Here is a 15,154-nt window from a genome sequence, read left to right as displayed (position 1 = left end):
GGTCAGCGGGTATCTGACCTGGACTTCTCTGGAGCCGCCTTCGGGATTCGAACCCGAGACCTACGCATTACGAGTGCGTTGCTCTGGCCAACTGAGCTAAGGCGGCACCGCGGAAGATGGGAACTCCCTGGTGGGAGACTCTCATCAGCAGCGGCGCCAAGTCTACAGGGTTAAACCGGGTGCCCCGAACCAAGGTCCGTTCGGGGTCAGCAGCGGGTGCCGTTCGCGGGGGCGCGGCCCTCCAGGAGGTAGCGGTTGACGGCGGTGTCGACGCAGTCGCTGCCCCGCCCGTACGCCGTGTGGCCGTCGCCGTCGTAGGTCAGCAGGGTGCCCGAGTCGAGCTGGCCGGCCAGGGCCTCGGCCCACTTGTACGGGGTCGCCGGGTCGCGGGTCGTGCCGACCACCACGATGGGCGCCGCGCCCTTCGCCGTCAGCGGCTTCGCCGCGCCCGTGGCCTTCACGGGCCAGTAGGCGCAGTTCAGGGAGGCCCACGCCAGCCCGGCCCCGAAGACCGGGGAGGCCTTCCGGAAGGACGGCAGGGCGGCGTCCACCGCGTCGGGGCCGTCGAAGGCCGCCGGCTGGTCAAGGCAGTTCACGGCGGCGTTGGCGTACATGAGGTTCGCGTACGAGCCGTCGCCCTCGCGTTCGTAGTAGCTGTCGGCCAGGGCCAGCATCGGGGCGCCGTCGCCGTCCATGGCCTCCTTGAGGGCCTCGCGCAGCTGCGGCCACGCGCTCTCGTCGTACAGGGCCGCGATCACGCCCGTCGTCGCGAGGGCCTCGCCCAGCGGGCGCGCGGGGTCACCGGACGGCACGGGCTGCTCGTCGACCTTGCGGAAGAACTCCTTCAGCCGCTGCCCCACCGCGTCGGGGTCCCCCTGGCCCAGGGGACAGTCGGGCTGCTTGGCGCAGTCCTTGGCGAAGGAGCGGAAGGCCGTCTCGAAGCCCTCCGTCTGGTCGCGGTTGAGTTCGAGCGCCGGCCGTGAGGGGTCCATCGCCCCGTCCAGCACCAGCCGCCCCACCCGCTTCGGGAAGAGGTCCGCGTACGTCGCCCCGAGCAGGGTGCCGTACGAGGCGCCGACGTAGTTCAGCTTCGGGTCGCCCAGCACCTCCCGGAGCATGTCCATGTCGCGGGCCGCGTCGACGGTGGACACGTGCGGCAGGACCCGCCGGGAGCGCTCCTCGCAGCCCGCCGCGAACTCCTTGAACGCCGCCACCAGCCGGGCCCGCTCCTCCTGGTCGTCCGGGGTCTGGTCGACCTGGGTGAAGCGGTCCATCTGCGGCCCGGTCAGGCACTCGACGGGGCTGCTGCGCGCCACCCCGCGCGGGTCGAAGGACACCATGTCGTAGCGGGCCCGGACGGCGGCCGGATAGCCGATGCCCGCGTACGCCTGGAGGTAGCCGATCCCGGAGCCGCCCGGCCCGCCGGGGTTGACCAGGAGCGACCCGAGGCGCTTGCCCGGCCCGGTCGCCGCCTTGCGGGCCACCGCCAGCTCGACGTCCTGCCCGGAACCGGGGTTCGCGTAGTCCAGCGGCGCCTTCATCGTGGCGCACTGGAACCCGGGGACGCCGCAGTCGCGCCAGTTCAGCTTCTGGTCGTAGTACGTGCGCAGCCCGGCCGGTACGGCGGCCGTCTCCGCCGAGGCCAGGTCCGTACCGCCGGAGGTGCATCCGGAGAGCAGCAGCCCGGCGGCTGCGATCACGGTCCCGGTGGTACGCAGCAGGCTCCTGGTGTCCATGCGGCGAGCCTACGTGCTGCCCGGCGGACCCGTCGGGCGGGCGACGGCCGGGCGGCCCTCCCGCGGGCGGGCGCGGATCGGGGGTCTGCCCGGCCGGACCCCGCGCGGCACACCGCGACCCGGACCGCGGGCGACCCCGGCCACGCGCGGCGCCGCGTCGCTCGGACGGGTGAGGCCGTCAGCCCGCGCGCAGGGCCATCGTCATCGCCTCGACCGCGAGCAGGGGGGCGACGTTGCGGTCGAGGGCGTCGCGGCAGGCGATGATCGCCTCGATGCGGCGCAGGGTCCGCTCGGGGCCGCAGGCACGGGCGACCCGGTCGAGGTCGTGGCGGACCTCCTCGTTGGCGATGGCCACCCGCGAGCCGAGCTGGATGGCCAGCACGTCCCGGTAGAAGCCGGTGAGGTCGGTGAGGGCCAGGTCGAGGGTGTCGCGCTGGGTGCGGGTCCGGCGGCGCTTCTGCCGGTCCTCCAGCTCCTTCATGACGCCGGCCGTGCCGCGCGGCATGCGGCTGCCCGCGCCCGCTCCGGCGCCGAGCGCGGCCCTGAGGTCCTCGGTCTCCTTCGCGTCCACCTCTTCGGCGACCTGCTTGGCGTCCTCGGCGGCGGCGTCCACCAGTTCCTGCGCCGCCTTGAGGCAGGCGCCCACGTCGTCCACGCGCAGCGGCAGCTTCAGCACGGAGGCGCGGCGGGCGCGCGCGGACCCGTCGGTGGCGAGCCGGCGGGCGCGGTCGATGTGGCCCTGGGTGGCCCGCGAGGCGGCGTACGCGGCTTCGGGTTCGACGCCGTCGCGCCGCACCAGCAGGTCGGCGACGGCCTCCACGGACGGGGTGCCGAGGGTCAGGTGCCGGCAGCGGGAGCGGATGGTGGGCAGCACGTCCTCCAGGGAGGGCGCGCACAGCAGCCACACGGTGCGCGGGGCGGGCTCCTCCACGGCCTTCAGGAGGACGTTGCCGGCGCCTTCGGTGAGGCGGTCGGCGTCCTCCAGGACGATGACCTGCCAGCGCCCGACGGCCGGCGACAGCTGGGCGCGGCGGACCAGGTCGCGGGTCTCCTTGACGCCGATCGACAGCAGGTCGGTCCGGACGACCTCCACGTCGGCGTGGGTGCCGACGAGGGTGGTGTGGCAGCCGTCGCAGAACCCGCAGCCGGGTTCCCCGCCGAGCGCCCGGTCGGGGCTGACGCACTGGAGGGCGGCCGCGAAGGCCCGCGCGGCGGTGGCCCTGCCGGAGCCGGGCGGGCCGGTGAACAGCCAGGCGTGGGTCATCTTGGACGCGGCGGGCGGCGGGGCGCCCTCGGCGGCGGCCGTGACGAAGGCGTCGGCGTCACGGGCGGCGGCGGCCAGTTGTGCCTGGACCCGCTCCTGTCCCACCAGGTCGTCCCATACGGGCATCCCGCCCACCGCCTCTCGCTGTCCGTGTCCGTGCCGTGCCGTGCCGTGGCCCGGCTCCCATTGTGGCGCCCGCCACCGACAACCCCCGCCGGTCCGGGCGGGGGTCGGGCCGCGTCAGCGGCGCCCGCGCCGTCCTTCGGTGTCGTCGTCGCCGTCGTGGTCCGGGCGGGGGCCCAGCAGTTCGTCCGCCAGCGTCGGCAGGTCGTCCATCGGGGTGGCCTCCGCCCAGTCGGACGGGGTCCGGCGCGGGTGGCCGTCGTCGCCGAGGACCGGCAGCTCGCGGGTCACGTCGTTGCCGGTGTCGCGGAAGATCCCCGGCGGCACCCGGTCGGTCGGGTTCTCCTCGGGGCGCCGGGCGGTCGGACGGGAGGCGGAGCCGGTCCGTGCGGAGCCGGTCGGACGCGTACGGCGCGCCGACGGCGCCGCGGGGGCCTCGCCGGAGCCTTCGCCGGCGTCCGGGCCGTCGGGCCGGTAGGGCGGCAGCACGGCCGTCTCGTCGACGGCGCGCGCGTCGGGGTCGATGACGGGGACCGGCACGGTCTGCGTCACGTCGTCGGGCCGCACGACCCGCTTGACCACCGGGGTCTCGACGGTGACGGCCTCGTCCGGGTGCGGTTCCTCCCGCGCGGGCACCCTGGGCGCCCGCTCCGTCGGCGACGGCTCCTTGCGCATCTCCACCCTGGGCGCGGGTTCCCGCTCCGGAGCGGCGGCCGGGGCGGCCTGAGCGGCCGGGGACACTGGGGGCGCCGGGGGCGCCGGAGGGGCCGGGGGCACCGCGGGCTTCGAAGCCGCCGCCGCGGCGGCAGCGGCGGCGGCCGAGGCCTCCGCCAGTCGGCGTGCCTCCTCGGCGCGCAGCAGGGCCTCTTCCGCCCGGCGCTGCTTCTCCAGCCGGCGGGCCTCCGCCTCGGCGCGCAGCCGGGCCTCCTCCGCCTCCTGGAGCCGGATCCGCTCGGCCTCGGCGGCGCGGGCCCGCTCCTCGGCCTCGACGCGCAGCCGCTCGGCCTCGGCCTTGACGCGGGCCTCCTCCGCCAGGCGCAGGCGCTCCTCCTCGGCCCTGCGGGCGGCTTCCGCCTCCGCGACGCGGCGGGCCTCGGCGGCCTCCGCCTCGGCCTTGATCCGCGCCTCCTCGGCCTCCCGGGCCAGGCGGGCCTCCTCCTCGGCCTTCAGTCGGGCTTCCTCGGCCTTGCGGGCGGCCTCTTCCTCGGCCCTGCGCCGGGCCTCCTCCTCGGCGAGCCGGCGCGCTTCGAGCTGCGCGGCGACCTCGGCCTCGGAGAGCGGCAGCATCCGGTCCAGGCGGTGGCGTACGACGGTGGTCACCGAGCCGGGGTCCTGGCCCGCGTCGACCACGAGGTAGCGGCCGGGGTCGGCGGCGGCGAGCGTCAGGAAGCCGGCGCGGACCCTCCGGTGGAACTCCGCGGGCTCCGATTCCAGCCGGTCCGGGGCCTCGGTGAAGCGCTCGCGGGCGGTCTCGGGCGACACGTCGAGCAGCACGGTCAGGTTCGGTACGAGGCCGTCGGTGGCCCAGCGGGAGATCCGGGCGATCTCCGTCGGGGACAGGTCGCGGCCGGCGCCCTGGTAGGCGACCGAGGAGTCGATGTAGCGGTCGGAGATGACGACGGCGCCCCGCTCCAGGGCGGGCCGGACCACGGTGTCGACGTGTTCGGCGCGGTCGGCGGCGTACAGCAGCGCCTCGGCGCGGTTCGACAGTCCGGCGGAGGAGACGTCGAGCAGGATGGAGCGCAGCCGCTTGCCGACGGGGGTGGCTCCCGGCTCGCGGGTGACGACGACCTCGTGGCCCTTGCCCCGTATCCAGTCCGCGAGGGCTTCCACCTGGGTGGACTTGCCGGCCCCGTCGCCGCCTTCGAGGGCGATGAAGAAACCGGTGGTGGAGGGGGCCTGTACGGGTTCCCCGCCGCGCAGCGCGTCGCGCAGGTCGCGGCGCAGCGGTACGCCGCCGCGGTCGTCGGCCCGGGCGAGCACGATCCCGGCTGCGGGCAGCAGCAGGAGGCCGACCAGTACGAGGGTGAAGGCGGCTCCGCCGTGCGTGGGGAGGCCGTCCCCGCCGCCGAGCCGGTGCGGGCCGATGCCGGCCGCCACGAGCGGTGCGGCGACGGCGCCGAGGGCCACGGCGACCCGGACCACGGCCTGGAGGTGTTCGGTGACCCGGGCCCGGCGGAACTCCTCGGTCTCCTGGTCGATCAGGGTGTGTCCGGTGTTGGCGGCGACACCGGCGGCGAATCCGGCGAGCAGGGCCAGGAAGACCACGGTCGCGGTGTCCGGGACCAGTCCGGTCAGCAGCAGCGCGAGCCCGGCCACGGCGGTGGCCAGGGCCAGCAGTCGGCGCCGCGAGAGCGCGGGCAGCACCTTGCCGGCCTGGTTGGCGCGGATGCCGAGGGCGGTGCCGCCGACGAGGCCGAGCAGCAGCAGGGCGTACGTGGACGGGCCGCCGCCGAGGTCGAAGGCGTGCAGGACCGAGACGGAGGCGGCGGAGGCGATGGCCCCGGCGACGGCGGCGCAGGTCAGCACCAGCAGCGGGATCGCGCCCGTACGCCCCTTCTCGGGCCGGTCGCCCGTCTTGGGGGCCCGCAGCCCCTCCAGCGGGGAACGCGGCCTCGGGGTCTTCGTCGCCGGCAGGGTCAGCGGGACCAGCAGCGAGACGGAGGCGGCGAAGAGGCCGGCGGCGACGTACGAGCCCAGCGCGGCCTGGTTCGCGGCGAACCAGTCCACCCCGAGCCCGAGCGCGCGCCCGACCAGGGTGGCCACGAGCAGCGAGGCGGCGGCGACGGGCAGCGCCGCGAAGGCGGTGCGCAGGGTCAACCGGCGCAGGGCGTCGAGGTGGTCGGGGAGCGGCCGTACGGTCGCCCCCTCCGGCGGCACGGCCGGCAGCAGCGCGGGCGCGGCGCTCTCCTTGGCCAGGGTCCACACCCGCTCGGCGGCGCCGGAGACGAACACGGTGGCCAGCAGCACGGTCGTCGCGTGGGCCGGGATCCAGTCGAGCCAGAGCGGGGCGACGACGAACAGGGCGATGCGCAGCCCGTCGGCGCCCACCATGGTCCAGCGGCGGTCGAGCGCCCCGCCGGGGGCGGTGAGCCGGGCGAGGGGTCCCAGCAGGACGGCGCCGAAGAGCACGGTGGCGAAGACCCGCACGGCGAAGACCGCGGCGACGGCGAGGGCCGCTCCCCGGTATCCGCCGCCGAACAGGTCGGGACCTGCGGTGACGGCCGCCTGGAGGGTCAACAGCACCAGGACCAGCAGGGCGAGGGCATCACCGATGCCGGTCACCAGCTGGGCGCTCCACAGTCGACGCAGCCCGGGGGTGCGCAGCAGGGCGCGCACCGCCCGCTCGCGGGAGTCCGCGGCGAGGGCTTCGTCGTAGGTGGGGTTCTCGGGGGCGGTCACGACCGTTGGCTGCTCGGCTCGCGTCATCCGCCCAGCCTATCCGCTGCGCAAGGCCGCTGCCGTGGCCTGTGGACAAAGCCGGATGTGACCCGGCACCCACCTTCGCCGGACACGCGCGAGGGCCCCGCGCGATCCGCGCGGGGCCCTCCTGCGTCGGCCGGGCGGCGGTGGTCCGCCGGTCCGCGCCGGTGCCTACTCGTCCGCGGCCGCCGCGGCCTTCGTGGTCGTCTTCTTCGCCGCCGCGGTCTTGGTCGTCGTCTTCTTGGCGGTCGTGGTCTTCTTCGCCGCCGTCTTCTTCGCCGCGGCGGTCGTCTTCTTGGCCGCCGTCGCCTTCTTCGCCGGGGCCTTCTTCGCGGGCGCCTTCTTCGCGGTCTTCTTGGCCGGGCCCTTCGCGCGCTTCTCCGCGAGGAGCTCGTAGCCGCGCTCCGGCGTGATGGTCTCGACGTCGTCGTCGCGGCGCAGGGTCGCGTTCGTCTCGCCGTCCGTCACGTACGGACCGAAGCGGCCGTCCTTGACCACCACCGGCTTCTCGCTGACCGGGTCGGTGCCCAGTTCCTTCAGCGGGGGCTTGGCGGCGGCGCGTCCGCGCTGCTTGGGCTGGGCGTAGATGGCCAGCGCCTCGTCGAGGGTGATCGAGAAGAGCTGGTCCTCGGTCTCCAGCGACCGCGAGTCCGTCCCCTTCTTCAGGTACGGGCCGTAGCGGCCGTTCTGGGCGGTGATCTCGACGCCCTCGGCGTCGAGACCGACCACGCGCGGCAGCGACATGAGGCGCATGGCGTCGTCGAGGGTGACCGTGTCCAGGGACATCGACTTGAAGAGCGAGGCCGTGCGCGCCTTGACGGCGTTCTTGCCGGTCTTGGGCGTGCCCTCGGGGAGGATCTCCGTCACGTACGGGCCGTAGCGGCCGTCCTTGGCGACGATCTGGTTCCCGCTGATCGGGTCGGTGCCCAGCTCGAACTCACCGCTCGGCTTCGCGAACAGTTCCTGTGCGAACTCGACCGTCAGCTCGTCCGGAGCGAGGTCGTCGGGCACGTCGGCCCGCTGGTGGCCCTCCGCGTCCTTCTCGCCGCGCTCCACGTAGGGCCCGTAGCGGCCGACGCGCAGGACGATGCCGTCGCCGACGGGGAAGGAGGAGATCTCCCGGGCGTCGATGGCGCCCAGGTCCGTGACCAGCTCCTTCAGGCCTCCGAGGTGGTCGCCGTCGGCCGGTACGACCTCGGAGGCGTCCTCGGAGCCGAAGTAGAAGCGCTTCAGCCACGGCACGGACTGGGCCTCGCCCCGCGCGATGCGGTCGAGGTCGTCCTCCATCTTCGCGGTGAAGTCGTAGTCGACGAGCCGCCCGAAGTGCGTCTCCAGGAGGTTCACCACGGCGAACGACAGGAAGGACGGGACGAGCGCCGTGCCCTTCTTGAAGACGTAGCCGCGGTCGAGGATCGTGCCGATGATCGACGCGTACGTCGACGGGCGGCCGATCTCCCGCTCCTCCAGCTCCTTGACCAGCGAGGCCTCGGTGTAGCGGGCCGGCGGCTTGGTCGAGTGGCCGTCGGCGGTGATCTCCTCGGCGCTCAGCGCGTCGCCCTCGGCGACCTGCGGCAGCCGCTTCTCGCGGTCGTCGAGCTCGGCGTTCGGGTCGTCGGCGCCTTCGACGTAGGCCTTCATGAAGCCGTGGAAGGTGATCGTCTTGCCGGAGGCGCTGAACTCGGCGTCGCGGCCGTCGCTCGCCCGGCCGCCGATCTTGACGGTCACCGAGTTGCCGGTCGCGTCCTTCATCTGGGAGGCGACGGTCCGCTTCCAGATCAGCTCGTACAGGCGGAACTGGTCGCCGGTGAGACCGGTCTCGGCCGGAGTGCGGAAACGATCACCCGAAGGCCGGATCGCCTCGTGCGCCTCCTGCGCGTTCTTGACCTTGCCCGCGTAGACGCGCGGCTTCTCCGGCAGGTAGTCGGCCCCGTAGAGCTGGGTGACCTGCGCCCGCGCCGCCGAGACGGCGGTGTCCGACAGCGTGGTGGAGTCGGTACGCATGTAGGTGATGAAGCCGTTCTCGTACAGCTTCTGGGCCACCTGCATGGTCGCCTTCGCACCGAAGCCCAGCTTGCGCGAGGCCTCCTGCTGGAGCGTCGTCGTGCGGAAGGGGGCGTACGGGGAGCGGCGGTACGGCTTGGACTCGACCGACCGGACCGCGAAGGAGGCGCCCTCCAGCGCGGCGGCGAGGGCGCGGGCGTTCGCCTCGTCGAGGTGCAGCACCTCGCTCTTGAGCTGCCCGTTCGGGCCGAAGTCACGGCCCTGCGCGACGCGCTTGCCGTCCACCGTGTTCAGGCGGGCGACCAGCGACGACGGGTCGGAGGGGTCACCGGCGCGGCCGGTGGAGAAGGTCCCGGTGAGGTCCCAGTACTCGGCGGAGCGGAAGGCGATGCGCTCGCGCTCGCGCTCGACGACGAGGCGGGTGGCCACCGACTGGACGCGGCCGGCCGACAGGCGCGGCATGACCTTCTTCCACAGGACCGGCGAGACCTCGTAGCCGTAGAGGCGGTCGAGGATGCGGCGGGTCTCCTGGGCGTCGACCATGCGCTGGTTGAGCTCGCGCGGGTTGGCGACGGCGTCGCGGATCGCGTCCTTGGTGATCTCGTGGAAGACCATCCGGTGGACGGGGACCTTGGGCTTGAGGACTTCCTGCAGGTGCCACGCGATGGCTTCGCCCTCGCGGTCCTCATCGGTGGCGAGGAAGAGTTCGTCGGACTCGGCCAGCAGCTCCTTGAGCTTCCTGACCTGGGCCTTCTTGTCGGCGTTGACGACGTAGATCGGCTGGAAGTCGTGCTCGACGTCCACGCCGAGGCGACGGACCTCGCCGGTGTACTTGTCGGGGACCTCGGCCGCGCCGTTGGGGAGGTCGCGGATGTGCCCGACGCTCGCCTCGACGACGTATCCCGGGCCGAGGTAGCCCTTGATCGTCTTCGCCTTGGCAGGGGACTCGACGATGACGAGTCGGCGGCCGCCCTTTGCGGTCTCGCTAGTCGGGGACAACTTGGCTCTTCTCTCCGGTCGGCACTCGGTCGCGGTACGGCGACGCTGCGGAGTGTGACGGTACAACCCGCCCCCGTGTCAAACGGCACAAGCCCGCAACGGCCACTCGAACGGTAACCCGACAAGTGCCATTTCTGCCGCCCGGATGCCGCGCCGGGCCCCTCCCGGTCACCGGGCCGAGTGGCCAAAGGGCCGTCTGGCCCCGCCCCGCACCCGCCTCGACGTCGGGTTTCACACCCCTCGGAGGATCATCGCGGGTACGCGCCTCAGAACCGCTGGAGGCACCAGACCCCGAGGGCCAGCGAGCCCGCGCCGGCCAGCAGCGCCAGCGGTACGGCCACGACGGGGCGCACGCCCTCGGCCACCGGCGCGCGGTGCAGGGCGCGCGCTCCCGTCCAGACCAGCAGCGCAGCTCCGAACAGCAGGAAGACGGTTGCCGCGAAGATCGCCGGACCGCGTTCCATGCCGTTCCCCTTTACCCCTGGGCCGCGCCGGATCCCCCCGGATCCCGCTGTGTCCAGGAGCCTGCCGGCCGCGGGGATACGGCGGACGAACCCCGGGTTACGTCACGGCGAAGGGCCGCCCCCGAACGGGCCGGCGCGGCCCGTCGCGGCGTACGGTCCGACCGGGCTACACCTGCCGGACCGGCTCCAGGAAGCCCTGTTCCACCAGCATCCGGATCGCCTCCGGGGTCCGGTCCCGCAGGGTGACCGGATCCTCCTCCATCAGTTGTGCGATGGCGTCCAGGATCCGCCCCGCGCTCAGTGACCCGTCACACACTCCGGCGAAGCCCGCGCCGACCGTGTCGACCTTGGTCGCCCTGCGCATCCCCCGGTTCTGCCGCAGCACCACGTGTTCCGGATCCTCCGCCCCGGGGGCGCCGACCTGCTCCTGGACGACCTCCGCGGTCAGCCGGAAGTACCCGGCCAGCAGCGCCGCGTCGTCGTTCTCGCGCAGGTAGTCCTGGCGGGCGAAGTGCGCCAGGACCGTTTCGCCGAGCGGCTGTTCGACCGAGTGCGGCCACTCCTCGACGACGATCGAGGGTTCGGCGGCGTCGCTGCGGCGCAGCGTGATCCAGCCGAAACCGACGGCCTTGGTCTTGCGGGCCTCGAACTCGTCCAGCCAGTCCTCGTAGCGCCGCGCGTACTCGGCGGGGTCGGTGCGGTGGTCGCCCGCGTCGCGCAGCCACAGCTCCGCGTACTGCGTCACGTCCTGCACGTCGCGCTGCACGATCCAGGCGTCGCAGCCGCGCGGCACCCAGGAGCGGACCCGCTCGTGCCAGTCCTCCCCCTCGACGTGCTGCCAGTTGCCGAGGAACTGCGCGTAGCCGCCCGGGTTGAGGTGGGCGCCCGCCTCCTGGACGAGGGTCCGGCACAGGTCGTCGCCGCCCATGCCGCCGTCCCGGTACGTGAGCCGCGCGCCGGGCGAGATCACGAAGGGCGGGTTGGACACGATCAGGTCGAACGTCGCCTCGCCGACGGGCTCGAACAGGGATCCGGCCAACAGTTCGGCCTCCGGCGCCCCGGAGAGCGCCAGCGTCAGACGGGTGAATTCCAGGGCGCGGGGGTTGACGTCGGTGGCGGTGACCCGGGTGGCGTGCTGTGCGGCGTGCAGCGCCTGGATGCCGGAGCCGGTGCCGAGGTCGAGAGCCGTCGCGACGGGGATCCGGACGGTGATCCCGGCCAGGGTCGTGGAGGCTCCGCCGACGCCGAGGACCACGCCCTCCTCGCGGCTGCCGATGCCGCCGGCCCCGCCGACGGCGCAGCCGAGGTCCGAGACGATGAACCAGTCCTCGCCGTCCGGGCCGCCGTACGGGCGCACGTCCACGGTGGCGTGCACCTCGTCGCCCTCGCGCCGCAGCCAGCCGTCGGCGAGCGCGTCCTCGACGGGCAGGGCCTGCGCGGCGTGGACGTAGGGCACGGGGTTCTGGAGGAGGAACAGCCGCACCAGGCTCGCGAGCGGGCCGTCCCCGTGGGCGCGCGTGGCGCGCAGGGCGGGCACCGTCTCGCTGCGGGCGAGCGCGGCGTAGGCGGGGGCGCCGAGGAGGTCGAGCAGTCCGTCGGCGGTGAAGCCGGCGGCGAGCAGGGCGGCGCGGAGCGCGGCGGCGCGTTCGGGCTGCGGCTGGGGGAGGCTGGTGGTACTCACGCGTCCATTGTGGCCGCCCGTACCGGCATTGCGTACGACCCCGCGACGCGCGCCAGGGCTGTCGGACCGCCGGGGGGCCGGGGGTCCCCGCGTGGCCGGGGCCCCGGGACCCGCCCGCGCCCCCGGGCGGGGCGCGGGCGCCGAGCGGCTACTGGGGCGTGCTGACCTGGCAGCCCTTCTGGGTGTTGAGCACCTTCAGCCCGGACGACTTGAGCTTCTCCTTGCTCGCCGTCTCGTTGGCCGCGACCGCGTTGAGTCCGCCGGCGACCTGCTGGAGGCCCTCCGCGAACTTCGCCTGGTCCTTGGCGTCCAGGGCGTCGATCTTCGTCTTCAGATCGGTGTAGCCCTTGGAGATCTCGTCGTAGCTCTTGACGACGGCGTCGGCGGCGGACTTGCCGTCCTTGACCGGCGGTTCGCCCTCGGCCGTCAGCGCCCCGCCCATGGTCTTGTAGGCGTCGGACAGCGTCTGGAAGGCGGCCGAGTCGGTCTTCTGGACCTCCTCGGGCTTGCTGCTCTGCGTCGCGACGCGCTTCAGCTCGTCGTTGGTGTCCTTGATCTTGGTGAGCTCTGGCTCCCACTTGTCGCAGACCTTCTTGGCCCAGGCCTCGGCCTTCTTGTCGCCGTTGTCGTCGCCACCACCGCAGCCGGACAGGACGAGCATCAGTACCGCACCGCCGGACACCGCGGCCGCAAGCTTCTTGTTCACCGGATTGGTCCCTTCGAAGGCTCTCGGCCCGGAAGATACACGCCCGCCATCCGGGCACGCACAAAGGCGGACGGACGGCGCGTCGGTCCGCGCCGCCCGTCCGCCGTTCGGGCGCATCCCCGGGCCGACGGGCCCGGTGCGCCCGTCGTCCGGGCTGTCGGGGCCCCGCGATCGGGGCCCCGGTGTCAGGAGACCACGGCCGGACCGGCCGATTGGGCCACCCGCTCCGCGTTCCCGCCGGCGCTCTCGTCCCCGACGGCGATGCCGCGGCGCTTGGAGACGTAGACGGCCCCGACGATGACGAGGATCGCGATGGCCGCGACGATGCCCCGTACGGTCGCGCTCGTGTCCTCGCCGTAGCTGAACTGCACGACGGCGGGGGCGATCAGCAGCGCCACCAGGTTCATCACCTTCAGCAGCGGGTTGATGGCCGGGCCCGCGGTGTCCTTGAACGGGTCGCCGACCGTGTCGCCGATGACGACCGCGGCGTGCGACTCGCTGCCCTTGCCGCCGTGGTGGCCGTCCTCGACGAGCTTCTTCGCGTTGTCCCACGCGCCACCGGAGTTGGCGAGGAAGACGGCCATCAGGGTGCCGGTGCCGATGGCGCCCGCGAGGAAGGAGCCGAGCGCGCCGACGCCGAGCGAGAAGCCGACCGCGATCGGCGTGAGGACGGCGAGCAGGCCGGGCGTGGCGAGTTCGCGCAGCGCGTCCTTGGTGCAGATGTCCACGACGCGCCCGTACTCGGGCTTCTCGGTGTAGTCCATGATCCCGGGGTGCTCGCGGAACTGCCGGCGCACCTCGTAGACGACGGCGCCCGCGGAGCGGGACACGGCGTTGATGGCCAGGCCCGAGAAGAGGAACACGACCGCCGCGCCCAGGATCAGGCCCACGAGGTTGTTGGGCTGGGCGATGTCGAGGCTGAGGTTCATCTCCCCGGCCTTGGCGCCGACTTCCTTCACCGCGCCGACGATGGCGTCGTTGTAGGAGCCGAAGAGCGCCGCGGCGGCCAGGACGGCGGTGGCGATGGCGATGCCCTTGGTGATGGCCTTGGTGGTGTTGCCGACGGCGTCGAGGTCGGTCAGGACCTGCGCGCCGGCGCCCTCGACGTCGCCGGACATCTCGGCGATGCCCTGGGCGTTGTCGGAGACCGGGCCGAAGGTGTCCATGGCGACGATGACGCCGACGGTGGTCAGCAGGCCGGTGCCGGCGAGGGCGACCGCGAACAGCGCGAGCATGATCGAGGTGCCGCCGAGGAGGAACGCCCCGTAGACGCCGAGGCCGATGAGGAGCGCCGTGTAGACGGCGGACTCCAGGCCGACGGAGATGCCGGCGAGCACCACGGTGGCGGGTCCGGTCAGCGAGGACTTGCCGATGTCCTTGACGGGGCGCCGGTTGGTCTCGGTGAAGTAGCCGGTGAGCTGCTGGATCAGGGCGGCGAGCACGATGCCGATGGCGACGGCGACGAGGGCCAGCAGGCGCGGGTCCCCGGAGTGGTTGGCGATCGCGGCGTCCTCGACGCCGACCAGCTCCTTGTAGGTGGCCGGCAGGTAGGCGTAGACGGCGATGGCCACGAGGACGAGCGAGATCACGGCGGAGATGAAGAACCCGCGGTTGATCGCGGTCATCCCGGAGCGGTCGGAGCGGCGGGGCGCGACCGCGAAGATCCCGATCATGGCGGTGATGACGCCGATGGCGGGGACGATCAGCGGGAAGGCCAGGCCGAGGTCGCCGAACGCGGCCTTGCCGAGGATGAGCGCGGCCACGAGGGTGACGGCGTAGGACTCGAAGAGGTCGGCGGCCATTCCCGCGCAGTCGCCGACGTTGTCGCCCACGTTGTCGGCGATGGTCGCGGCATTGCGCGGATCGTCCTCCGGAATGCCCTGTTCGACCTTGCCGACCAGGTCGGCGCCGACGTCGGCGGCCTTGGTGAAGATGCCGCCGCCGACGCGCATGAACATCGCGATCAGCGCGGCGCCGAGGCCGAAGCCCTCCAGGACCTTGGGCGCGTCGGCGGCGTAGACCAGGACGACGCAGGAGGCGCCGAGCAGGCCGAGTCCGACGGTGAACATGCCGACCACGCCACCCGTCCGGAAGGCGATCTTCATGGCCTTGTGGGCCACGTCGGTCAGGTCCTTGGCGGGTTCGCCCTCGGCCGGGGTGGCCTCACGGGCGGCGGCGGCGACGCGGACGTTGGCCCGCACCGCGAGGCGCATGCCGATGTAGCCGGTGGTGGCCGAGAACAGCGCGCCGACGAGGAAGAAGGCGGAACGCCCCGCCCGCTGCGTCCAGTCGTCGGCCGGGAGCAGGAAGAGCAGGAAGAAGACCACGACGGCGAAGATGCCGAGCGTGCGCAACTGGCGTCCGAGATAGGCGTTGGCGCCTTCCTGAACGGCTGCCGCGATCTTCTTCATGCTGTCGGTTCCCTCGTCGGCGGCGAGTACCTGGCGCACCAGGATCTGCGCGACGACGAGGGCGGCGAGAGCGACTCCCGCGATCACGAAAACGATCAGCCGATTGTCTTCGGTGAGCACTGCGGCTGCCAGATCACCGACATGATCGGGCGCGATAGGGGTGAAGAGCCCCGTCATTCGTCCTCCTTGACGTGATGAGCTCAAGATGTGGACGGATTGTAGGGAGCGCGACCTGATCAAAACAGTGGGCGGGAAACGGAATTGGCCCGGTCTCGCTCCTCAGCAATGGCTCACGTCACTCCATTACCCTCAAAAGAAGTAATGGGGCAAAGGCATTGACGATCGA

At 73.2% G+C, this 15,154-nt stretch carries 8 protein-coding genes and 1 tRNA gene; all 9 read right to left on the bottom strand.

The features are described 5' to 3' along the window. Nucleotides 1–29: 29 nt before the first annotated feature. Nucleotides 30–106, bottom strand: a tRNA-Thr gene (locus AB0D01_RS20640). Between the two features lie 100 nt (nucleotides 107–206). Beyond that, on the bottom strand, nucleotides 207–1,736 hold the full coding sequence (locus AB0D01_RS20635) for an alpha/beta hydrolase (RefSeq protein WP_363057227.1): 1,530 nt from the start codon (nucleotides 1,734–1,736) through the stop codon (nucleotides 207–209). 178 nt (nucleotides 1,737–1,914) lie between these two features. Further along, a complete protein-coding gene (locus tag AB0D01_RS20630) occupies nucleotides 1,915–3,126 on the bottom strand; it encodes a DNA polymerase III subunit delta' (RefSeq protein ID WP_363057225.1) in 1,212 nt (403 codons plus the stop codon). A 114-nt stretch (nucleotides 3,127–3,240) separates the two neighbouring features. After that, a complete protein-coding gene (tmk, locus tag AB0D01_RS20625; RefSeq protein WP_363057223.1) occupies nucleotides 3,241–6,552 on the bottom strand; it encodes a dTMP kinase in 3,312 nt (1,103 codons plus the stop codon). A 165-nt stretch (nucleotides 6,553–6,717) separates the two neighbouring features. Then, nucleotides 6,718–9,546, bottom strand: coding sequence for a type I DNA topoisomerase (topA, locus tag AB0D01_RS20620; RefSeq protein WP_363057221.1), 2,829 nt, complete (start codon nucleotides 9,544–9,546; stop codon nucleotides 6,718–6,720). 266 nt (nucleotides 9,547–9,812) lie between these two features. Continuing rightward, on the bottom strand, nucleotides 9,813–10,010 hold the full coding sequence (locus AB0D01_RS20615; protein ID WP_363057219.1) for a hypothetical protein: 198 nt from the start codon (nucleotides 10,008–10,010) through the stop codon (nucleotides 9,813–9,815). A 166-nt stretch (nucleotides 10,011–10,176) separates the two neighbouring features. Then, nucleotides 10,177–11,691 carry a class I SAM-dependent methyltransferase gene (locus AB0D01_RS20610; RefSeq protein WP_363057217.1) on the bottom strand — a complete coding sequence of 505 codons (1,515 nt, stop codon included), beginning with the start codon at nucleotides 11,689–11,691 and terminating at the stop codon, nucleotides 10,177–10,179. Between the two features lie 148 nt (nucleotides 11,692–11,839). Then, on the bottom strand, nucleotides 11,840–12,397 hold the full coding sequence (locus AB0D01_RS20605) for a small secreted protein (RefSeq protein ID WP_363057215.1): 558 nt from the start codon (nucleotides 12,395–12,397) through the stop codon (nucleotides 11,840–11,842). A 185-nt stretch (nucleotides 12,398–12,582) separates the two neighbouring features. Then, nucleotides 12,583–14,985 (bottom strand): sodium-translocating pyrophosphatase, encoded by a 2,403-nt coding sequence (locus AB0D01_RS20600; protein ID WP_363057213.1) that lies wholly within the window; start codon nucleotides 14,983–14,985, stop codon nucleotides 12,583–12,585. Between the last annotated feature and the right edge of the window lie 169 nt (nucleotides 14,986–15,154).

Source organism: Streptomyces sp. NPDC048606 (assembly GCF_040650855.1).
Classification (GTDB): domain Bacteria; phylum Actinomycetota; class Actinomycetes; order Streptomycetales; family Streptomycetaceae; genus Streptomyces.
The sequence above is the reverse complement of the archived record's forward strand: the minus strand, read 5'-3'. Positions and strand labels throughout refer to the sequence as shown.